Origin of the sequence: Streptomyces fildesensis (assembly GCF_016107395.1) — a bacterium.
GTDB lineage: Bacteria > Actinomycetota > Actinomycetes > Streptomycetales > Streptomycetaceae > Actinacidiphila > Actinacidiphila fildesensis.
On the sequence record NZ_JAAIKO010000001.1, the window covers coordinates 499,137 to 519,840 of the forward strand.

The 20,704-nt window shown below is 71.2% G+C and carries 18 protein-coding genes; 10 read left to right on the forward strand and 8 right to left on the reverse strand.

Annotated features, from left to right (window positions below; all coding sequences use genetic code 11):
* Nucleotides 1–61: 61 nt before the first annotated feature.
* Both C6N31_RS02185 and C6N31_RS02190 read left to right on the forward strand, forming a co-directional pair.
* Nucleotides 62–1,597 (forward strand): FAD-dependent monooxygenase, encoded by a 1,536-nt coding sequence (locus C6N31_RS02185; protein ID WP_198357060.1) that lies wholly within the window; start codon nt 62–64, stop codon nt 1,595–1,597.
* Between the two features lie 123 nt (nt 1,598–1,720).
* Nucleotides 1,721–1,852, forward strand: a complete 132-nt coding sequence (locus C6N31_RS02190) for an SCO1431 family membrane protein (protein ID WP_138352233.1) — start codon at nt 1,721–1,723, stop codon at nt 1,850–1,852.
* A 32-nt stretch (nt 1,853–1,884) separates the two neighbouring features.
* On the opposite strand, the gene C6N31_RS02195 is transcribed toward C6N31_RS02190, so the two are convergent.
* Entirely contained in the window at nt 1,885–3,483 is a 1,599-nt protein-coding gene (locus tag C6N31_RS02195; RefSeq protein WP_138352234.1) for an acyl-CoA mutase large subunit family protein, read from the reverse strand.
* Nucleotides 3,484–3,704: 221 nt separating this feature from the next.
* Between C6N31_RS02195 and C6N31_RS02200 the strand changes: the two genes are divergently transcribed.
* Nucleotides 3,705–4,589 (forward strand): L,D-transpeptidase family protein, encoded by an 885-nt coding sequence (locus tag C6N31_RS02200; RefSeq protein WP_138352235.1) that lies wholly within the window; start codon nt 3,705–3,707, stop codon nt 4,587–4,589.
* A 37-nt stretch (nt 4,590–4,626) separates the two neighbouring features.
* On the opposite strand, the gene C6N31_RS02205 is transcribed toward C6N31_RS02200, so the two are convergent.
* The 3 genes from C6N31_RS02205 to C6N31_RS02215 all read right to left on the reverse strand — a co-directional run bounded on the left by C6N31_RS02205 (nt 4,627) and on the right by C6N31_RS02215 (nt 8,888).
* Entirely contained in the window at nt 4,627–6,948 is a 2,322-nt protein-coding gene (locus tag C6N31_RS02205) for a HEAT repeat domain-containing protein (RefSeq protein ID WP_138352236.1), read from the reverse strand.
* 359 nt (nt 6,949–7,307) lie between these two features.
* Nucleotides 7,308–8,300, reverse strand: a complete 993-nt coding sequence (locus tag C6N31_RS02210; RefSeq protein WP_138352237.1) for a hypothetical protein — start codon at nt 8,298–8,300, stop codon at nt 7,308–7,310.
* 9 nt (nt 8,301–8,309) lie between these two features.
* Nucleotides 8,310–8,888: an RNA polymerase sigma factor gene (locus tag C6N31_RS02215; RefSeq protein WP_307811166.1), complete on the reverse strand. Its 579-nt coding sequence runs from the start codon at nt 8,886–8,888 to the stop codon at nt 8,310–8,312.
* A 164-nt stretch (nt 8,889–9,052) separates the two neighbouring features.
* Here C6N31_RS02215 and C6N31_RS02220 point away from each other — a divergent pair, with 164 nt between their 5' ends.
* Nucleotides 9,053–9,838, forward strand: coding sequence for a DUF4253 domain-containing protein (locus C6N31_RS02220; protein ID WP_138352239.1), 786 nt, complete (start codon nt 9,053–9,055; stop codon nt 9,836–9,838).
* A 45-nt stretch (nt 9,839–9,883) separates the two neighbouring features.
* On the opposite strand, the gene C6N31_RS02225 is transcribed toward C6N31_RS02220, so the two are convergent.
* Entirely contained in the window at nt 9,884–11,410 is a 1,527-nt protein-coding gene (locus C6N31_RS02225) for a beta-N-acetylhexosaminidase (protein ID WP_138352240.1), read from the reverse strand.
* A gap of 152 nt (nt 11,411–11,562) precedes the next feature.
* Here C6N31_RS02225 and C6N31_RS02230 point away from each other — a divergent pair, with 152 nt between their 5' ends.
* The 5 genes from C6N31_RS02230 (at nt 11,563) to C6N31_RS02250 (ending at nt 15,764) form a co-directional block, all read left to right on the forward strand.
* The gene (locus tag C6N31_RS02230) at nt 11,563–12,093 is read left to right on the forward strand and encodes a 2-oxo-4-hydroxy-4-carboxy-5-ureidoimidazoline decarboxylase (RefSeq protein ID WP_138352241.1); all 531 of its coding nucleotides are present in this window, start codon (nt 11,563–11,565) and stop codon (nt 12,091–12,093) included.
* 256 nt (nt 12,094–12,349) lie between these two features.
* Nucleotides 12,350–12,730, forward strand: coding sequence for a succinate dehydrogenase, cytochrome b556 subunit (gene sdhC / locus C6N31_RS02235; protein ID WP_138352242.1), 381 nt, complete (start codon nt 12,350–12,352; stop codon nt 12,728–12,730).
* Between the two features lie 2 nt (nt 12,731–12,732).
* A complete protein-coding gene (locus tag C6N31_RS02240; protein ID WP_138352243.1) occupies nt 12,733–13,200 on the forward strand; it encodes a succinate dehydrogenase hydrophobic membrane anchor subunit in 468 nt (155 codons plus the stop codon).
* A 27-nt stretch (nt 13,201–13,227) separates the two neighbouring features.
* Complete coding sequence (gene sdhA, locus C6N31_RS02245) at nt 13,228–14,982, forward strand: succinate dehydrogenase flavoprotein subunit (RefSeq protein ID WP_164294952.1); 1,755 nt, start codon at nt 13,228–13,230, stop codon at nt 14,980–14,982.
* Nucleotides 14,982–15,764: a succinate dehydrogenase iron-sulfur subunit gene (locus C6N31_RS02250; RefSeq protein WP_138352245.1), complete on the forward strand. Its 783-nt coding sequence runs from the start codon at nt 14,982–14,984 to the stop codon at nt 15,762–15,764. The genes sdhA and C6N31_RS02250 overlap by 1 nt, the downstream gene beginning before the upstream one ends.
* A 66-nt stretch (nt 15,765–15,830) precedes the next feature.
* Here C6N31_RS02250 and C6N31_RS02255 read toward each other — a convergent pair whose 3' ends face one another.
* Nucleotides 15,831–16,763: a hypothetical protein gene (locus C6N31_RS02255; RefSeq protein ID WP_138352246.1), complete on the reverse strand. Its 933-nt coding sequence runs from the start codon at nt 16,761–16,763 to the stop codon at nt 15,831–15,833.
* Nucleotides 16,764–16,998: 235 nt separating this feature from the next.
* Between C6N31_RS02255 and C6N31_RS02260 the strand changes: the two genes are divergently transcribed.
* Nucleotides 16,999–19,143 carry a M4 family metallopeptidase gene (locus tag C6N31_RS02260; protein WP_198357061.1) on the forward strand — a complete coding sequence of 715 codons (2,145 nt, stop codon included), beginning with the start codon at nt 16,999–17,001 and terminating at the stop codon, nt 19,141–19,143.
* Nucleotides 19,144–19,255: 112 nt separating this feature from the next.
* Here the strand turns inward: C6N31_RS02260 and C6N31_RS02265 are convergent, their stop codons facing one another.
* Together C6N31_RS02265 and C6N31_RS02270 are read right to left on the reverse strand one after the other, a co-directional pair.
* Nucleotides 19,256–20,107, reverse strand: a complete 852-nt coding sequence (locus C6N31_RS02265) for a carboxymuconolactone decarboxylase family protein (RefSeq protein WP_138352248.1) — start codon at nt 20,105–20,107, stop codon at nt 19,256–19,258.
* A 29-nt stretch (nt 20,108–20,136) separates the two neighbouring features.
* Nucleotides 20,137–20,676, reverse strand: coding sequence for a MarR family winged helix-turn-helix transcriptional regulator (locus C6N31_RS02270; protein ID WP_138352249.1), 540 nt, complete (start codon nt 20,674–20,676; stop codon nt 20,137–20,139).
* Nucleotides 20,677–20,704: the final 28 nt, after the last annotated feature.

A 20,704-nucleotide genomic window follows, 5' to 3' on the forward strand; every position in this document is an offset into this window, starting at 1 on the left:
CTCAACTACCCATGAAGCAAAGGGTCTTGGCTTCTGGAACCCGTCGGTACGCTCTGTCCGCATGGCACCCAACAGCGCCCACGACGTGGGCGTACTCATCGCCGGAGCAGGCCCCACCGGTCTGGCGCTCGCGGTCGACCTGGCCCGCCGGGGGATATCCGCCCGCCTCGTCGAACAGTCGGACCGGCTCTTCCCGGGCTCGCGCGGCAAGGGCTTGCAGCCGCGCACCCTGGAGGTCCTCGACGACCTCGGCGTGATCGACGCCGTCCTCGCGTCCGGCGGCCCGTACCCGCTGATGATGGGCTGGCAGGACGACCGGCGGCTCGGTGAGTGGGACCTGCTGGAGCGCTTCGCGCCGACGCCGCAGGCCCCGTACGGCGAGGTATGGATGCTCACCCAGTGGCGCACCCAGGAGATCCTCCACGAGCGACTGCGGGAACTCGGCGGCGGCGTCGAGTTCGGGACCGCGCTCACCGGCATCACCCAGGACGCCGACGGGGTCGACGCGGCACTGTCCCTTCCCGACGGCACGGCCGGCACCGTCCGGGCCCGCTTCCTGGTCGCCGCCGACGGCGGACGCGGCACCGGCCGCCGGGCGCTCGGCGTCGGGATGACCGGCGAGACCATCGACCCGCACCCGATCCTGATCGCCGATCTGCTCCTCGGCGGCATCGACCGCGACCACTGGCACGTCTGGCCCAAGGCGGAGGGCGGCACCGTCATGCTCTGCCCGCTGGCCGGCACCGACCACTTCCAGCTGCTCGCCCAGTACACGGACACCGGCAGCGAGCCGGACGGCACCGTCGAGGGGATCCGCGAGCTCATCGGGGCCCGGACGCCGATCGGCGCCGAGCAGGTCCACGAGGTGCTCTGGGCTTCCGCCTTCCACCCCAGCGCGGCCATGGCCGACCACTTCCGCGTCGGCCGGGTGTTCCTCGCCGGCGACGCCGCGCACATCCACTCACCGGCCGGCGGGCAGGGCCTGAACACCGGCGTCCAGGACGCGTACAACCTGGGCTGGAAGCTCGGCCAGGTACTGCGGCACGGTGCGGGACCCGAGCTCCTCGACAGCTACGAGGAGGAGCGGCTGCCGATCGCCGCCGACGTCCTGGGCATCAGCACCCGGCTGCACGGTGCGACCCGCGACGGCGACGACACCGCCGCCCGGCAGCGCGGCACCGACACCCACGGCCTGGAGCTGAACTACCGGGGTGGGCCGCTCACGCGGGAACTCCGGCCCGCAGCGCTACCCGGGGGAACGCTGCCTGACACGGGGCCGCGCGCGGGCGACCGGGCCCCGGACGCGCCGCTGGCCGGCGGCGGCCGGCTCTTCGACCTGTTCCGCGGCCCGCACTTCACCCTGCTCGCCCTGGGGACCGCCCAGCTGCCGCCGGACCCGGGGGCGTGGGCGGGCCCGGGGGCGGATCCGGGCCTGGTGCACGCGCACCGGATCGACGACGCCCCGGAGCACGGCGCGAACAGCGCGTACGCGGTCTACGGCGACGGGCTGTTCGTCGTCCGCCCCGACGGTTACCTCGGCCTGGCCACGGAGGATCCGGCCGATGTGGCCGGGTACCTTGCCCGCTTCACCGGCTGACCCTGCGGTGAAATGGGTCACGATCCGCCATAAAGGTGAGTTTGCCCCTGTACAGCGGGCGAAAGGCCCCCGCATCCTGGGCAGCTGCGGGGGGCTTCTCATCGGCGGACGACAGGACTGGCAATGGCGGAGATCGCAGCGGCGCGTACCGGTACCGGCGGGCCCCAGGAGGGCCGGAAGATCGTCGAGCACATCGTCGGCTGGACGCTCTGCATCGTCGTGGCGATGCTGATCACGCAGCTCCACCTGCTCTGACCGGCGGCCTCCGACCTCCAGGGCCCGCCTGCTCAGAACGCGTCGGTCGGGACGTACGTCCCCCACACCTCGCGCAGCGCGTTGCAGACCTCCCCGACCGTGGCCCGCGCGCGCAGCGCGTCCTTCATCGGGTACAGGACGTTGTCCGTGCCCTGGGCCGCCTTCTGCAGCGCCGCGAGCGCGGTGTCGACGGCGCCCTGGTCCCGGGTGGCGCGCAGCGTCGCCAGCCGCGCGGCCTGCTGGGCCTCGATGGCCGGGTCGACGCGCAGCGGGTCGTACGGGTCCTCCTCGTCGAGCTGGAAGCGGTTCATACCGACCACCACGCGTTCGCCCGCGTCCTGCTCCAGGGCGATGCGGTACGCGCTGCGCTCGATCTCGCCCTTCTGGAAGCCGTGCTCGATCGCGTTGACGGCGCCGCCCAGGTCCTCGACCTTCCGCATCAGGTCCAGCGCGAGGGCCTCGACCTCGTCGGTCATCGTCTCGACCACGTAGGAGCCCGCGAACGGGTCGACGGTCGCGGTCACATCGGTCTCGTAGGCGAGCACCTGCTGGGTGCGCAGCGCCAGCCGGGCCGACTTGTCGGTGGGCAGCGCGATGGCCTCGTCGAAGGAGTTGGTGTGCAGCGACTGCGTGCCGCCGAGCACCGCGGCGAGGCCCTGGATGGCGACGCGGACGAGGTTGACCTCGGGCTGCTGCGCGGTGAGCTGCACGCCTGCGGTCTGGGTGTGGAAGCGCAGCATCTGCGATTTGGGGTTCTTCGCGCCGAACTCGTCCCGCATCACCCGAGCCCAGATCCGGCGGGCGGCGCGGAACTTCGCGACCTCTTCGAGGATGGTCGTGCGCGAGACGAAGAAGAACGACAGGCGGGGCGCGAAGTCGTCCACGTCCATGCCCGCGGCGACGGCGGTGCGGACGTACTCGATGCCGTCGGCGAGCGTGAAGGCGATCTCCTGCGCGGGCGAGGCGCCGGCCTCGGCCATGTGGTAGCCGGAGATCGAGATCGTGTTCCACTTCGGGATCTCGGTGCGGCAGTACTTGAAGATGTCGGCGATCAGCCGCAGCGACGGCTTCGGCGGGAAGATGTACGTGCCGCGCGCGATGTACTCCTTGAGCACGTCGTTCTGGATGGTGCCGGTCAGCCGGTCGGCCGGGACGCCCTGCTCCTCGCCGACGAGCTGGTACATCAGCAGCAGAAGCGCGGCGGGTGCGTTGATCGTCATCGACGTGGACACCTTGTCCAGCGGGATGTTCCCGAAGAGCACCTTCATGTCGTCGACGGAGTCGATGGCGACGCCGACCTTGCCCACCTCGCCGCTGGAGATCTTGGCGTCGGAGTCGTGGCCCATCTGCGTTGGCAGGTCGAAGGCGACGGACAGGCCCATCGTGCCGTTGGCGATCAGCTGCTGGTAGCGGGCGTTGGATTCGACCGCCGTGCCGAATCCGGCGTACTGCCGCATGGTCCAGGGCCGGCCGGTGTACATCGACGGGTAGACGCCACGGGTGAACGGGTACTCCCCCGGCTCGCCGAGCTTCTCCGCGGGATCCCAGCCGTCGAGTGCCTCAGGCCCGTAGACCGGCTCGATGGGCAGTCCACTCTCGGTGGACCGGGCGGTGTCCGTCTCGCGCGCCATGGTTCACGCCTCCGCATCGCTGTCGCGTTACTGGTGGGTAATATCCTGTCTCCGGCACGGACTGTAGTTGCGGGCGTGCGAGCCGTGGAGGGGCCCGCGCTGGGAGCTTCCTCACAGTCTTGTCTCTCCGATGTCACGAAACAGTCTTGCTCCGGATCCGTGCAACTGCACGGGCGGGTTGAGTGTCTAGCCGGGTAACTGCAGATTCTGGGGGGCAAAGGGTGACTGTCTTGCGTACGAAGAGAACTCCGATAGCGATCGTGGTGGCCGCTCTGGCGGCAGCGGCTCTGGTGGGCTGTGGCCCGCAGGACAAGCCCACCTCGGGCGCCAAGCCGACGCCTGCCGCGTCGACCACCGCGAGTCCCACCGACTCCGCGAGCCCGAGTGACTCACCCTCACCCTCGGCGTCGAGCTCGACCACGGCCTCCGCCACCCCCAGCGCTTCCGCGACCACGTCCAAGCCCCCGGTCGTGCCCGCCGTCATGAAGCAGGGCTCCACCGGCGCGCAGGTCCGTGAGCTGCAGGCCCGGCTGGGCCAGCTCAACCTGTTCAGCCGTACGCCCACCGGCACCTACGGCTCGGTCACCGCGAACGCCGTGAACGACTTCCAGGAGCGTTACGGCCTGCCGATGACCGGCAGCGTCTCCGCGCAGACCTGGACCAAGCTGCGCGGCGTGACCAAGCAGCCGACGCACGCGGCGATGTACCCGCCCACCACCCAGCCGGCCAGCGCCAAGCTCGACCCGCGCTGCATGACCGGCCGTGTGCTCTGCATCAGCAAGACCAGCCGGTCACTGTCCTGGGTGATCAACGGCAAGGTGCAGACCACGATGGACGTGCGCTTCGGCTCCCAGTACACCCCGACCCGCGAGGGCCAGTTCAAGGTGGACTTCAAGAGCCGTGACCACGTCTCGACGATCTATCACACGTCCATGCCGTACGCGATGTTCTTCAGTGGCGGCCAGGCCGTGCACTACTCGTCCGACTTCGCGGCCCGCGGTTACGCCGGCGCCTCCCACGGCTGTGTGAACGTGCGCGACAAGGCCGCCATCGCCTCCCTCTTCGACCAGGTCAAGGCCGGCGACAAGGTCGTCGTCTACTGGTGACCCCGGGCCGGCCTGACGTGAGGTCCGAGAACAGGACCTAACGGCCGCTGTCCACGACGGGCCCTGTTCCGGATATCCGGGACAGGGCCCGTCGGCATGCCAGGAGCAGTTTCTCGTCGGCGCACACATCGAGGGTGCCGTAGTGGTCGCCCTCGTTGTTGTGCCGACGGACGGCCGCCAGTTCGTCGCGCAGCAGCGGGGCGGCGCCGGCCGCGGCGGGACCTATCCCGGCGAGGCAGCCGGCGATGACCGTGCGGGTGTGCACGTTCTCCGCCCAGGCGGACCGCAGGACGGGCAGCACAGGACCGGCGTCGCCGGAGACCCGCCACAGCGCGACCGCCGCGTCCACCCGCATCCACACCGCGGGGTCCGCGAGCAGCTCCCGCAGCCGCGGCGCCGCACCGGCCGCCGCGGGGCCTAGCTCGCCGAGCGCCTCGGCCGCCGAGCGCCGGGTGTGCGGGCTGTCGCTGTTCAGGTGCGCGAGCAGCACCGGCAGGACCGCGGTGTTCCGCTCGATCGCCCAGAGCGCGGACGCGGCCTCCAGGGCGATACAGGAGCCGGGATCGGCCACCAGCGCGCGCAGATCGGGCAGCGCGTCGCGGGCGGCGTCACCGAACCGGGCGAGCGCGCGGATCGCCGAACACAGCAGCCAGTCCCGGCGGGCCTTCGGCGCCCCGCGCAGAATCCGCAGCACCTCGGGGAACGCCTCGGCGGCCGCGATCGCGGCCACTCCCCTGAGCAGCGGCTCCGCCTGGTCGTACGCCTCCTCGTCGTTCAGCGTCACCTCGGCGAGCCTGCGGCGCAGCAGGGGTGCGAGCGGGACCGCCGCCGCGCCCAGGTGCTCGATGGCGAACCCCAGGTCCTGGGGTATGTCCGGCCGGTCCAGGGCCGAGGCCAGCGCGGGCAGCGCCCGTGGGTCGCCCAGCCGGGCGAGGGTCTTGACCATGCCGCCGAGGCTCGGCCGCCCCTGCGACCACTCCTGGACCCAGCTCCCGGGATCCGCCGCGACCGCCTCGGCGAGGGCGTCGGCTGCGGGTGCGGACAGTTCGTACAGGTTTTCCAGCACCGAGGCGGCGCCGTCGCGCAGCCGCTCCTCGGGGTCGGCGAGCTGCTGCCCGAGCAGGACGACCAGCTCCTCGTACGGTCCGCGCCAGCCGCGCACCAGGCCGCCGCTCATCCACACGGCGTCGATCCGCCGGCCCCAGTCCGGGCTGCGCAACTGGTCGATGACGAGCGCGATGCGGTCGGCGACCCGGTCGTCGAGCGCGGTGTGCAGCGTACGGAGCAGGTCGGCGGCCCAGGGCGCGGAGCGGCCGGCCTCGGCCCGCTCGCGCAGCTCCCGCAGATGGCCGACGAAGGTGGCGGGCACCTGGCGCTCGGCGGACACCTCCAGGGGAGACCGGCTGCCCGCCTCCTCGCCGCGCACCGCGCGGAGCAGGGCGACGGCGGTCGGCACGATGTCCGCCGGCAGCCGTTCGGGCGCGCAGCGGGCGAGTTGGGCGAGCGCGGCCAGCCGCAGGCCCGGGTCCGCGGAGAGCGACCGGCTGTCGGACGAGCGGTCGGCGGGGCCGTCGGCGCGGTTGCCGGCGAGCCGGGCCAGCCAGTCGGCGGCCTCGGCGGCCGGGCCGCCCGGGCGCAGCGCGAGGGTGCCGACGGCCTCGACGAGGGCCAGCCGGGTCTCCGTGTCCCGCTCCACCGGCAGCCGGTCGCGCAGGACGTCGAGTATCCGCGCGGTCTCCCCGTGCAGCGCGCCGAGCGCCACCGGGACCGCGCGCCGTACATCGGGATCGGGGTCCGCGACGAGCTCGGTGAAAACTTCCGCCTGGGCCCGTACGGCGGTGACGGCCATCGCGTAGTTGGCCCGCCAGGCGGCCGCCTCCGCGTCTTCGGAGGCCGCGGCCTCTTCGGCGTCCAGCAGTCCGAGGATGTCCTCGTCGTCCAGGGCGTCCGTCGCATCGCCGGACCCGCCGGAACCGGTGCCGGGAGCGTTTCCGGAACCGTCCCCCAGCGCGCTCCACGAACCTCCCGCGACCGGGCCCCCGGCCTCGATCACGATCTCGTCCAGGTACTCCTCCGCGACCTCGTCGCCGCCCCCGATGCTGGTCAGCAGGACGACGATCCGGCCCCGGTCCCGCACCGCCGGATCCGCCACCAGCTCGAAGAGAAAGGGGATGCAGGCGAGCGTCGAGTCGTACACATCGCCCTGGTGATGAACGGCCCCGTACATCGCGTCGAGGGCGGCCTCCCGCTCCCCCGCGTCCGCCGAGGCCAGCCCCCGCAGAAGTTCGGGGACCTCCTCCGCCGATCCGTAGGCATGCCCCATAGCCGCCCAGTCGATCTCGTACAGTCCTGCCAACATGGCGTACCTCCCCCGGTTTTGCTCTCCCAACCGAGTCTGCACCACGGCACCGACATTCGGCCGGGAGTTATCGGCCGACCGCCAGGACCCGCCACCGGCCGCCGCGGACCGCCACCAGCCACTTCCGGCCACCGCCATGGAACACCCGGCGGGCGCGGCCGGGTAGGGGGAATGCACCCGGCCGCGCCCTGGGCGCGGACCCACCCGGCACGGGGAGCACCGGGGTCCGCCGGGCCGATGACCAGTCGACCCATTACTTAAAGCGTCAACCAGCTGGAAAGTGTCACCGGACGCTTCCGGGCCCGCAGGTCAGACGGTCCGGAGAGCCGGGAATACGGTCGCCGGCGAACCGGCAGAACCTAGTCGTTCCGGCCGTCGCCCTTGGTGTGACCGCCGCTCGTGCCACCGGACTTGCCGCCGTCAGCGTTTCCGGCACCGCCGGATCCGGCCACGTAGGCGGCGGCCAGCACCCGCGCGCAGTATTTCGGTACGTCCCGTTTGCTGCCCGCCGCCGCCACGAGCCGGTCGGACGACGCGCCGTCCAGCCGGCCGCCCGCCTTGATGTAGGCGCGGCACAACTCCACGTTCTGCCGGTCGCGTTCCCCGTGCGTCCCCTGCGGTGCGAGCGAGTGGGCGGACGGCGGCGGCGTCGCGGACGGGTTCGCGGGCGAGGCCGGCCGGCCGGGGGACGGCGTCGCCCCGTGCCCCGGATCCGATGACGCTCCGTGCGGTGCGTCGGCCGTCCCGCCGGTGAGCGGCGAGGACCCGCCGTCCGGGCCCGCGGTGCCGGAGCCGTCCGGCATGGCGGAGCTCGGGGCGCCGCTGCGCACCGGCGCGGAACCGACGTTGTCGGCGTCGAACGGCAGCGGCAGGATGCCGGGGCTCGCGGCGAGCACCGCGGCGCACAGGGCCATGGCGACCACCAGCGCGCCGACCGACGCCTTCAGCGACTTCGGCGCTCCCGCCACCTTCCCCCGACCTTCGGCCGGGGGTGCCCCCAGCCGCCCCGTTCTCGGCGTCAGTGCGGTGCCCGGTGCGGTGACCGGCCGGCCCAGCCGGACCACCGACAGGAAATCGGCATCCCCGGAACCCTGCTCGGGACCGGCGCCGGAACCGTCCCGGGGGCCGGCCTTCGGAGCCGCGTCGAAGCTCGTCAGGAAGGCGGCGACCGCCGCCTCCTCGCGCTCCGGATCGGCCGCCGCCGGCGCGGCGGCTGCCGCCAGCAGCCGGGCCAGCCGGGCCGCCCCGGCACCGCCGGACATGACGGACTCGCCGCGCAGGAGCCGCTCCGCGGCGTCCTCGTCGAGCCAGTCGTCGTCACGATGTCCGTCGCATCGCCGGTTTTCCGTCATCTCATATCCTCAAAGCGTCTTCGCCGCCGAAAACGTCACACCCGCGGTGCGGCTCTCGTCGTCCAGCAGTTCGGCGAGCCGGCGCAGCCCCCGGTGGGTGGCCATCCGCACGGACCCCGCGCGCTTGCCCAGCACCTGCGCCGCGCTGCTGGAGTCCAGCCCCATGACGACCCTCAGCAGGACCGCCTCGGCCTGTTCGCGCGGCAGCGTCGCGATGGCCGCGAGCGCGCGGTCGGTGGCCACCGCGTCCAGGGCCTCGCCCGCGGTGTCCGTGTGCGCCGGCATGTGCAGCAGGGCGTCGACGCCGGCCGCGGTGACCGGCCGCCGGCTGCGCGCCCGCAGGTGGTCCAGTGCCCGGTTGCGGGCGATCCGGGCCGCCCAGCCGCGCACCGCGTCGCCGTCACCGGTGAAGCCCGGCAGGTCGCGGGCGATCTGCAGCCACGCCTCCGACGCCACGTCCTCGGCCTCCGCCGGTCCGACCAGGGTCCTCACGTACTGCAGCAGTTGTGGCTGCACCGCCCGGTACAGCACCCGGAACGCGGCGTCGTCGCCCTCCTGCGCGGCACTGACCGCGGTCCCCAGATCCACCGCTCGCTCCACCCCCTCGAACACCGGCACCATCCTGCCCCATTGCCGCGGTGACACTTCCGGCGCCCGCGACGCTGTAATAGACGGCGGCCGGGGACGCTCCTGTGGGGGGAGGCGGCCCCCGGCCGTCCCAGCTCGTGCCCCCACACCGATGGAGCCCACCGATGCCCCTGGCCCGTCTCCCCGACGGCCTTCCGCCCGGCCGGTTCCTGCCCGGTGACTCCCCCGGGTTGTGGCTCTCCTACGAACCCGTCGTCGCTCCCGGCCGGCTCTGGGCCCGCTTCCAGGCGCAGCAGGACGAGACGGGCTGGTGCCCGGTCCTCATGGCCTGGCCGTGCGCGACGGGCCGCGGCCACCGCACCGAGGACATCGACGGCGTGGACGTCGAAGCAACGATGACTGATTCCTGGGGGTCGTACCAGGATTTGCGCTCATTGCGGCCGCCGCATCCCGCGATCGACGAGGTCTGGCCCGAGGACGTCGCCCTGCTCCTCGACGACCCGGGCCCGCCGTTCACCCGCTGGCCCGGCCTCGCCCGCACCTCCCCCGCGCACCAGGGGCCCCCGCCGGACGCGGTCGCCCGCCAGACGGTGGGTCAGATGCTGCACTACTTCACCACCCGCTTCATCGCGCACATCGCGCTGGTCCCGACCCGCCGCAGCGCCGATGTCCCGGCCCTCCTCGGGTGGGAGTCCGACGCGCCGGCCCTGGAGTTCTCCGCGCTGCTGCGCACCTGGGAGACCCGGTTCGGCGCCCGCGTCATCGGCTTCGAGGGCTCCTCCGTCTTCCTCTCCGTCGCGTCCCCGCCGCTGACGTCGGAGCACGCCGCCCATGTCGCCCTCGAACACGTCCTCACCGGCGCCTCCCACCTCAACGACGGCACCTTCCCGTTCCCCGACTACGCCGAGGCGCTGCGCGGGGAGCGGCTGTGGTCCTTCTGGTGGGACTGACCACAACACTGGGACCGACCGCACCACCTGTGGCCGGACCGTCCGTCAGCCCACCTTGTCGGCCAGAGCTGTGAAGGCCGGCCAGGAGAGGGGCGGCGTCCCGGGGTACCAGAGCTTCTGCGCCAGCGCGTTCAGCGGCAGCCGGATGCCCCGCGCCACCTCGTCCTGCGACTGCGCGTCCGCCTGGTCGCACCAGACGGCGAACCTGCCGCCGAGCACCCGGTCGGGCGTCGCCAGCGAGGCGGCCACCGGGCTGGCGCCGCGCAGGACGGCGGGGGTCCACTCCTTGTAGATGCGCTCGCCCGTCGGATAGGTGAAGTCGTTCGGCTCGCCGAGCACGTAGTACAGGTACTCGTCGTTGAGGTTGACGACCTTGCGGCCGGCTTTGAGGTATTCCTCCGGCTCGCGGGCGCCCAGTTCCTTCCCCGTCCAGTACTCGACCTCGCGGTCGCGGTCGGGCACGGCGCGCGGGGTGGAGAGGAATCCGTCGTTCCACGCCTTGGTCCGCTTGCCGAACTTCTTCGCCACCGCCTCGCGGTCGTTGAGCCAGCGGGTCGTCGCCTCGGCGACGGTCCCGCCGGGCGGGACGAGCTGCGGATACGAGCTCTCCGGGTCGCTGACGACCAGCGCCTGGTACTCGTCGCCGCCCAGGTGCCAGTAGGGGCCGGGGAAGAGTGGCGCGAACTCACGGGTCAGATCGTCGACCATGCGGGCCGAGGCGGCCTTCGAGATGTCGATCGCCCCGGGCAGCGCCCGGCCGGAGGCGTTGACCAGCTGAAGGTCCGGGTGGGCCCTGATGACGGCGCCGAGGTGCCCGGGGCTGTCGATCTCCGGGATGACGGTGACGTGGCGCTGCGCGGCGAGGTCGATGATCGCCCTGAGGTCCGCCTTGCTGAGATGGTCCCGCGACACGATCTCCGGGTGGCTGCTGCTCTCGATGCGGAAGCCCTGGTCATCGCTGAAGTGCAGATGCAGCTGGTTGAGCTTGAGGTCGCCGAGCTGCCGGATCCGGTCCTCGATCCAGTCGCGTGCGAAGGGCTTCCGCGCGATGTCGAGGAGCAGGCCGCGCTGCGGCCGGTCCGGGGCGTCCTTGATGACGCCTTCGGGCAACCCGGTGCCGGCGCGCAGCGTCTGCAGGAGGGTGCGGGTGCCGTAGAACGCCCCCGCGTCGGTGGGCGCGTCGATGGTGACCTGCCCGTTCCGTGCGGTGAGGACGTACGACTCGTTCACGTTCGCGGCGTTCTTCGTGGTGCCGGCGCCGGGACCGTCGATCCGCAGCGTGATGTCTCCCGTTCCGGCCGGCCCGTCCCCGTCGCTCCTGTCGTCGTCGAACCCGAAGGGGACCTGCAGCTGTCCGGCGAGCAGCCGCGCCTCGTCCTCGACGGCGCTGCCGCGCCCGGCGCGCACCCGGGTCCCCGGACCGAGGTGGAAGACGCCGGATCCGGCCGGCCGGAAATCCCGTACGGAGGGGATGACCGGCAGTGTCCGGGTGGCCGGTGCCTCGTTGGGTGTGCCGACGGCCGGTGTGAGTACGGCGAGCGACAACGCCAGCCCTGTCCAGATTTTCCCCATACCGGACGTTATGGCAGACCATCCCCGTTCCGTCGTCCACTTCGTGACATATTTCGATCCCGTACGGGTGAAATCCACTCATCCGTCGGACGGAGTCGAACATGCCCCACTAACGTGTACCGCTTCCCCGCTTTTCCGACAGGAGTTCAGCGCTGTTCCCCGACACTCCGGCCCAGGGGCCCGTCCCCGCCGCCGGGCTCTCCCGGCTCAACGAGGCCCCCTTCGGCGCGGCGGAAGCCGCCCTGCGCGACTGCTGCGGAAGCCACCGCTGGGCCCGGCGGATGGCCCTGCACCGCCCGTACCCGGATCTTGACGCCCTACTCGCGGCGGCCGACGAGGCGGCGTACGACCTCACCCCCGGCGACCTCTCCGAGGCGCTGGCCTGCGAGGCCGCCACTCCGCTGCCGCACCGCGGCGGCCTGGCCGCGCACACCGCGCTGAGCGCCGCGCAGGCCGCGTACGAGAACAAGTTCGGCAATGTCTTCGTCATCGCCCTCAAGGGCGACGACCCGGCCAGCCTCCTCAACCAGGTCCTGACCGGAATCCGCGCCCGGCTCGCGAACGACGAGGACGAGGAACGGGTCGTCACCGCCGACGAGCTGCGCCGCATCACCCGGGCGCGGCTCGCCCGGCTGGTCTCGGAACGATCGAACGCGCAGACCACGGCGGAACTGCACCGCTAGCTCCGGGGAACAACACCTCCGCAGGTGTCTCCGCCCGTACGCCCACCGGCCTTTGGCCCGCACATCCGGTCGCCCGTTCATTCGTAGGTTCCCCCAGACGTTCACCCAGTCGTGCGGGATCAATCACACCTGGCCTACCCGGGCATACGGAGCCGACAACGCGTCGCTACGATGGCCAGGGCCGGTGGACCGTACCCGGCCGGGCCCGTCCGACACCGAAGCCGGCTGGCCCCAAACCGCTCCCGGAGGGTTTTCCGTGCCGGCAGGAACGCTGTACCGCGGCCGGGAAGGCATGTGGTCATGGGTGGCTCATCGAGTCACCGGTGTCCTCATTTTCTTCTTCCTGTTCGTCCATGTCCTCGACACCGCACTCGTGCGGGTCTCCCCCGAGGACTACGACAAGGTCGTCGCGACCTATAAGACCTGGCCTGTCAGCCTGCTGGAGTACGGCCTCGTCGCGGCCATCCTCTTCCACGCTCTCAACGGGCTCCGCATCATCGCCGTCGACTTCTGGTCCAAGGGCCCGAAGTACCAGAAGCAGATGCTGTGGTCCGTCCTCGGCGTCTGGATCGTGCTGATGATCGGGGCCATCTACCCGGTTCTCGGGCACGCCGCACGCATTCTGTTCGGGAGCTGAGAATGTCTACTGACTCCGTGGAGCTCAGCTCCTCCAGTGCCTCGTTCAGCCCGGAGAACCCGGCGCCGTTCATCGAGGCCCCGCGCGCCCGTACCAAGCGCACTCCGCGTGCCACCCGCACCAACTTCGAGCTGTACGGCTGGCTGTTCATGCGCCTGTCCGGTGTCGTGCTCGTCGTCCTGGTGCTGGGCCACCTGCTGATCCAGCTGGTCCTCGACGGCGGCGTGACCAAGGTCGGCTTCGCCTTCGTGGCCGGCCGCTGGGCCTCGCCGTTCTGGCAGGGCTGGGACCTGGTCATGCTGTGGCTGGCCATGCTGCACGGCGGCAACGGTCTGCGCACCGTCATCAACGACTACGCCGAGCAGGCGAACACCCGGTTCTGGCTGAAGACGCTGCTGTTCACCGCAACGGCGTTCACGATCGTGCTCGGCACGCTGGTGATCTTCACCTTCGACCCGAACATCCGCTAGGCCAGGGACGGACAGGGAAACAACCCCATGCAGATCCACAAGTACGACACCGTCATCGTCGGCGCCGGCGGCGCCGGAATGCGCGCGGCCATCGAGTCGACGAAGCGCAGCCGCACCGCCGTGCTGACGAAGCTCTACCCGACCCGCTCCCACACCGGCGCCGCCCAGGGCGGCATGGCCGCCGCCCTCGCGAACGTCGAGGAGGACAACTGGGAGTGGCACACCTTCGACACGGTCAAGGGTGGCGACTACCTGGTCGACCAGGACGCCGCCGAGATCCTGGCGAAGGAGGCCATCGACGCGGTCCTCGACCTCGAGAGGATGGGCCTGCCCTTCAACCGGACGCCCGAGGGCAAGATCGACCAGCGCCGGTTCGGCGGGCACACCCGCAGCCACGGCGAGGCCGCCGTGCGCCGCGCCTGCTACGCGTCGGACCGCACCGGCCACATGATCCTCCAGACGCTGTACCAGAACTGCGTCAAGGAGGGTGTGGAGTTCTTCAACGAGTTCTACGTCCTGGACCTGCTCCTCGCCGAGGTCGACGGGGTCCAGCGGACCGCCGGCGTCGTCGCGTACGAGCTGGCCACCGGCGAGATCCACATCTTCCAGGCGAAGGCCGTCATCTTCGCCTCCGGCGGCACCGGCAAGTTCTTCAAGGTGACCTCCAACGCGCACACCCTGACCGGTGACGGCCAGGCCGTCGCGTACCGGCGCGGGCTGCCGCTGGAGGACATGGAGTTCTTCCAGTTCCACCCGACGGGCATCTGGCGGATGGGCATCCTCCTCACCGAGGGCGCCCGCGGCGAGGGCGGCATCCTCCGCAACAAGGACGGTGAGCGCTTCATGGAGAAGTACGCGCCCGTCATGAAGGACCTCGCCTCCCGCGACGTCGTCTCGCGCTCCATCTACACCGAGATCCGTGAGGGCCGCGGCTGCGGTCCCGAGGGCGACCACGTCTACCTCGACCTCACGCACCTCCCGCCGGAGCAGCTGGACGCCAAGCTGCCCGACATCACCGAGTTCGCGCGGACGTACCTCGGCATCGAGCCCTACACGGACCCGATCCCGATCCAGCCGACCGCGCACTACGCCATGGGCGGCATCCCCACCAACGTCCAGGGCGAGGTGCTGAGCGACAACACCACCGTCGTCCCGGGCCTGTACGCCGCCGGCGAGGTCGCCTGCGTCTCGGTGCACGGCGCCAACCGCCTCGGCACCAACTCGCTGCTCGACATCAATGTCTTCGGGCGCAGGTCCGGCATCGCGGCCGCCGAGTACGCGGCGACCACGGACCACATCGAGCTGCCGGAGGACCCGGCCTCCCGGGTCGTCGCCCAGGTCGAGGGCCTGCGCAACAACACCGGCACCGAGCGGGTCGCGGACATCCGCAAGGAACTGCAGGAGTGCATGGACACCAACGTGATGGTGTTCCGTACGGAGCAGACGATCAAGACGGCCGTCGAGACGATCGGCGCCCTGCGCGAGCGCTACAAGAACGTGTCCGTCCAGGACAAGGGCAAGCGCTTCAACACCGACCTGCTGGAAGCCATCGAGCTGGGCAACCTGCTCGACCTGGCCGAGGTCATGGCCGTGTCCGCGCTGGCGCGCAAGGAGTCCCGCGGCGGTCACTACCGCGAGGACTACCCCAACCGCGACGACGTCAACTTCCAGCGGCACACCATGGCGTACCGCGAGACGGACTCCGCCGGCAACGAGTCGATCCGTCTCGACTACAAGCCGGTCGTGGTGACCCGCTACCAGCCGATGGAGCGTAAGTACTGATGAGCACCCCGACGCTCGACAAGTCCTCCGGACACTCGGAGGCCCTGGACGCCGCCGAGGCCGCCGCAGGTCACCTGATCACGGTCACGATGCGGATCCGCCGGTTCAACCCGGAGGTCTCCGACGCGGTCGAATGGGTCGACTACCAGTTCCCGATCGATCCCAAGGAGCGCGTCCTGGACGCCCTCCACAAGATCAAGTGGGAGCTGGACGGCACGCTGACGTTCCGGCGTTCCTGCGCCCACGGCATCTGCGGTTCCGACGCCATGCGCATCAACGGCCGCAACCGGCTGGCGTGCAAGACGCTGATCAAGGACCTCAACCCGGAGAAGCCGATCACGGTCGAGCCCATCAAGGGCCTGACGGTCCTGAAGGACCTGATCGTCGACATGGACCCGTTCTTCCAGGCCTACCGCGACGTCATGCCCTTCCTGATCACCAAGGGCAACGAGCCGACGCGCGAGCGCCTGCAGTCCGCCGAGGACCGCGAGCGCTTCGACGACACCACCAAGTGCATCCTGTGCGCCGCGTGCACGTCGTCCTGCCCGGTGTTCTGGAACGACGGCCAGTACTTCGGCCCGGCCGCGATCGTCAACGCGCACCGCTTCATCTTCGACTCGCGCGACGAGGGCGGTGAGCAGCGGCTGGAGATCCTGAACGACAAGGACGGCGTCTGGCGCTGCCGCACGACGTTCAACTGCACCGACGCATGCCCCCGCGGCATCGAGGTCACCAAGGCCATCCAGGAAGTGAAGCGCGCGCTCATCACGCGCCGCTTCTAGGACGTCCCGCAACTGAGGGCCCTCTCCGCCACGGCGGACGGGGCCCTCAGCCGTTCCCGCCGGCGGTTACTCCCACTCCCAGCGCAGCGCCTGGAAACCGGGCTGCGGGTCCTCGACGGAGAACAGCGCCCGGCCCGACGCGCTGATCCAGACCGGTTCGACCGCGGGCAGCGGCCCGCCCGCCGTGGTGCCGACGCAGCGGTGGCTGCGGAACGGCACGGCGTCCGGATGGAACTGCACTTCGAGCGTGTAGAGCCGGATGGGCACCGGAAAGCCGCGCCCGCACTCGGTGGTGCGGGCGCCCACCGTCGGCATGCGGTACGTGTACTCGACGACCTCGGTCTCGCCCTTGGCGAGCACCCGGTCCAGCAGCAGTTCGGCGACGACCAGCGGTACCGAGCTGTCGATGCGGACCCGGCCGGGGCGGGCGTTGCGCACCCCGGTGAGGACGGGTAGCTCCCGTTCCGGGTCGTCGCCACGGGTGATGATCATGCAACGGTCCACCCGTTCCTGCTCGGCCCGCAGGACCAGGGTCGTCGTCCAGGTCGCCTCACAGCCGTTCGCGTCGATCTCGTAGCGGTCGTGCACCGCCAGCCGGGCGAGCCCGTCGTCGGCGGAGCCCATCTCGCCGAGCAGTCCCGGCAGGCTCTCGTACTCCTGCCAGAGCCGGGCGGCGTCGAGGTTGGCGGGCGGGCGGTTGACCCAGCGGCCGCGCGGGCGTTGCGGGCCGAGCAGGGAGACCAGGGAGTCGGAGGGGAGGGCGAGCAGCTCTTCCAGCAGGCGAACGGCCTGCCGGGACTGGGGGCGTTCGGGCCGGCTGCGGCCGCGGCGCCAGTAACTGAGCGTGGTGACGCTCACCTGGACGCCCCGGGTGTCGAGCCGGTGCCGGATACGTTCCATGCTGAGTCCGCTGGCCCGGACGGCGGCGTCGAGGGCGGCTTCGAAGGGGCCGGTGCGGAGCGCATCGGCGATTTCTGGAGGCAGCGGTCTATAGGTCACAGGGGGTGGTCATCCGTCCTGCGTGCCGGGTGTGGGGGAGGCACATGTTAGCGACCGGCCGGGAAACGGCCGGTGACGCGCATCACGCTGTGAACAGTCTTACCCAAAGATTTAGCGTTCACAGAGGTTGCACAGCTTGTGGGCCAGGCTTTAACGAGTTGTTGTAACTCCCGCAATTAAACAGAGTTGGGAGTTCGTTGCCCCGGGTCACCAGGCGCCGCCATGCTCCCTGGCCATGAAACGATCTGTACTCGCCAGCACCCTCACCCTCGCGGTCAGCGGGCTCCTGATAGCCGGGGCGGGCACCCCCGCCAGCGCCGCGAAGAACCCCCGGCCCATCCCGCCGAAGGCGAGCGAAGCTCAGGCACTGCGCGACGCGAACTCCGCCGTCGCGGCCCACCCGCAGTTGGTCAAGGCCGGCGCTCACGACGTGTTCACGTCACGCGACGTGACCGTCGACGCCGACGGCTCGCGCCACGTACACCTCGACCGCACCTACCAGGGCCTGCCGGTCCTGGGCGGCGACGTCGTCGTCCACTCGGCTCCGGACGGAACCGCGCGCGACGCCTCGCTGACCCTGGCGGCGCCGCTGAACCTGTCGGTCACGCCGAAGATCACCGCCAAGCAGGCCATCGCCACGGCGGCCAAGAAGTTCAAGGGCGTCAAGCACGGCAGCACGGCCAAGCTGGTCGTCGACGCCACCACCGCCACCCCGACGCTGGTCTGGCAGGTCGTCACCAACGGCACCGCCCCCGACCAGTCGCCGAGCCACCTGCACGTCCTGGTGAACGCGCAGACCGGCGCCGCCGGCCAGTCGTGGAACAGCTTCATCAGCACGGCCGTCGCGGGCCAGAACCAGGCGACCGCCCCCGCCACGACCGTCGCGGGCGCCGCCGCCTCCGGCACCGGTCACGGCTACCAGGTCGGCGACGTCACGCTGGGCACCAGCAGCGTCAGCGGCGGCTACCAGCTGCTGGACCCGACCCGCGGTAACGGGGAGACGCGGGACGCCCAGAACAAGACGACGACCAACGACTCGCCGCCGGCCGGCTGGGGCGCCGCGTTCACCGACACCGACAACGTCTGGGGCGACGGCACCCTCACCAACCGCGCCACCGTCGCCGTCGACGCCCACTACGGCATCCAGGCCACGTGGGACTACTACAAGAACGTGCACGGCCGCAACGGCATCAAGAACGACGGCGTCGGCGCCCGCTCCTTCGTCCACTACGGCGTCAACTACGGCAACGCCGGCTGGGACGACGACAGCTTCTCGATGATCTACGGCGACGGCGCGGTGGGCGACAAGCCGTTCACCGAGCTGGACGTGGCCGGCCACGAGATGAGCCACGGCGTCACCGCCGCGACCGCCGGCCTGAACTACTTCGGCGACGCGGGCGGCCTCAACGAGTCCACCAGCGACATCTTCGGCACCCTGGTCGAGTTCAACGCCAACAGCCCGGCGGACAAGCCCGACTACCTCATCGGCGAGAAGATCAGCTCCACGCCGCTGCGGTACATGGACGACCCGAAGAAGGACGGCGTCTCGCAGTCCTGCTGGACCACCGGCACCAAGAACCTCGACCCGCACTACTCGTCGGGCGTCGGCAACCACTTCTTCTACCTGCTGGCCGTCGGCTCCGGCTCCTCCACGTACGGCAACAGCCCGACCTGCGGCGGCGCTCCGGCCGTCACCGGCATCGGCAACGCCGACACGGGCAAGATCTGGTACCGCGCGCTCTCCACGTACATGACGGCCGCCACCGACTACCCGGGCGCCCGCACCGCGAGCATCAAGGCCGCCAAGGACCTCTTCGGCGGCAGCAGCGCCCAGTGCGCCGCGGTCGAGAAGGCCTGGACGGCAGCCGCCGTCGCCGCGACCTCCACCACCTGCGGCGGCACCGGCACCACCCCGCCGCCGGACGGCACCAACCTGCTGGCCAACCCGGGCTTCGAGTCCGGTGCGACCACCTGGGCCCAGACCAGCGGCGTCATCACCAATGAGACCGGCGCCACCCCGCACGCCGGTTCGTACTACGCCTGGCTCAACGGCTACGGCACCACCCACACCGACACCCTGTCCCAGTCGGTGACCATCCCGGCCACCGCCGCCGCCCCGAAGCTCAGCTTCTGGCTCGGCATCACCACCAAGGAGACCGGCTCCACGGTCTACGACACCCTCAAGGCCCAGGTCGTCTCCGGCACCACGACGACCACCCTGGCGACGTACTCCAACGTCACCCCGAGCGGCTACGTCCAGCGCACCCTCGACCTGTCCGCCTTCAAGGGCAAGACGGTCACCATCAAGTTCCTGGGCGCCGAGGACTCCTCCGCGGCCACCAGCTTCCTGATCGACGACACCGCCGTCACCAACGGCTGACCCAACTGCCCCCCACGGGGTGGCGGCCCGGACGGAACGGCATAGGCCTTCCGCCCGGGCCGCCGCCGTTTCCGCTTCCGGCAGCCGGACGGGCACCTGACGAACGGCGCGTTCAGTGCTCCGGGTTGTTCTCCGCTCGGTCGGCGAAGACCTCGCGGGCGGCGGCGATGCCGTTGAGGGCGGCGGGGAAGCCCGCGTAGCCGGCCATCTGGGTGATGATCTCGACGGTTTCGTCCTCGGTGCCGCCGACGTTGAGGAAGCCGTGGAGGTGGACGCGGAGTTGCGGGGCGGCGTTGCCCAGGGCGGTGCACATGGCGACGCTGGCGAGCTCGCGGGACTTGAGGTCGAGGCCAGTGCGGGAGTAGATGTCGCCGAAGCTGTACTCGATCAGGTATCGGGCCAGGTCGGGGGCGATGTCCTGGAGCGAGGCGACGACGGCTTCGCCGGCGTGGCCGTCGATGCGGGCCAGCGCTTCCAGGCCGCGCTCGTAGCGGGTGGTGCCCGGCTCGCTGGGGGTGGCCGGTGCGACGGGGCCGGCGGCCGGGTCGTCCGACTCCTTGCGCGCGGCGAACGCCTCGCGGGCGACCGTGAGGGCGTTGAGGGCGGCCGGGAAGCCCGCGTAGACGCTGGCGTGGATGAAGGTCTCCACGATCTCCCGCCGGCTGATGCCGACGTTGAGCGCGCCGTCGATGTGGAAGCGCAGCTGCGGAGCCCCGTTGCCCATCGCGGCAAGGGCCGAGATGGTGGCCAGCTGGCGCTGCGGGAGCGTCAGGCCGGGGCGGGAGATGATGTCGCCGTAGCCGAACTCGACGGTGAACCGGGCCAGGTCGGGGGCGATGTCGGCGAGACTGTCGAGCACGGCGGGCCGCTCGGTGCCGGCGATCTGCTGCAGTACGGCGAGGCCGCGCGCGTAGCGCTCGGAGGGGGCGTCGGCGGCGGCGGTGTTCTTGTCTGTGGTGGCCATGGCATCGAACGTACGGGTTGGAGTGGGCTCTAACGCAAGCTCTGCACGTCCTCCGCCGCCAACAGGATCCGGCGCAGCAGGTCGGACAGCGTGCGGCGTTCGCCGGCGTCGAGCGCGCCGAGCAGCCGGTACTCCTCGTGGCCGAGCACGTCCATCGAACCGAGCCAGGTCGCCCGGCCCTCCTCGGTCAGTTCGATGTCGACCCGGCGGCGGTCCGTGGCGGAGGGGGTGCGGCGGACGAAGCCGCGGTGGGCGAGCGTGTCGAGCCGTCCGGTGACGGAGGCGGGCGCCATGTCCAGGTCGTTGGCGAGCTCGGAGGGGCTGGCCTTGCCGCCGCGGCCCGCGAGCGCGTGCAGGGTCTCGAACTCGTGCCGCTGGAGGTCGTAGTCGGCGAGCGACTGGTCCCGGAAACGGCGCAGATGGTGGGCGATCATCTTCATCCGGGTGACCGCGCCCTCGATGTCGGGGTCGAGGTCGGGGAGGACGGGCAGCCAGCGCTCGACGTGCTCGTCGGTCCGGTCCCGGTCTCCACTGCGACCGCTGCCGCCGCCGGCGTCACTAGGGCTCATGTCGTCACTCTACGCCCGTTCCGTCGGC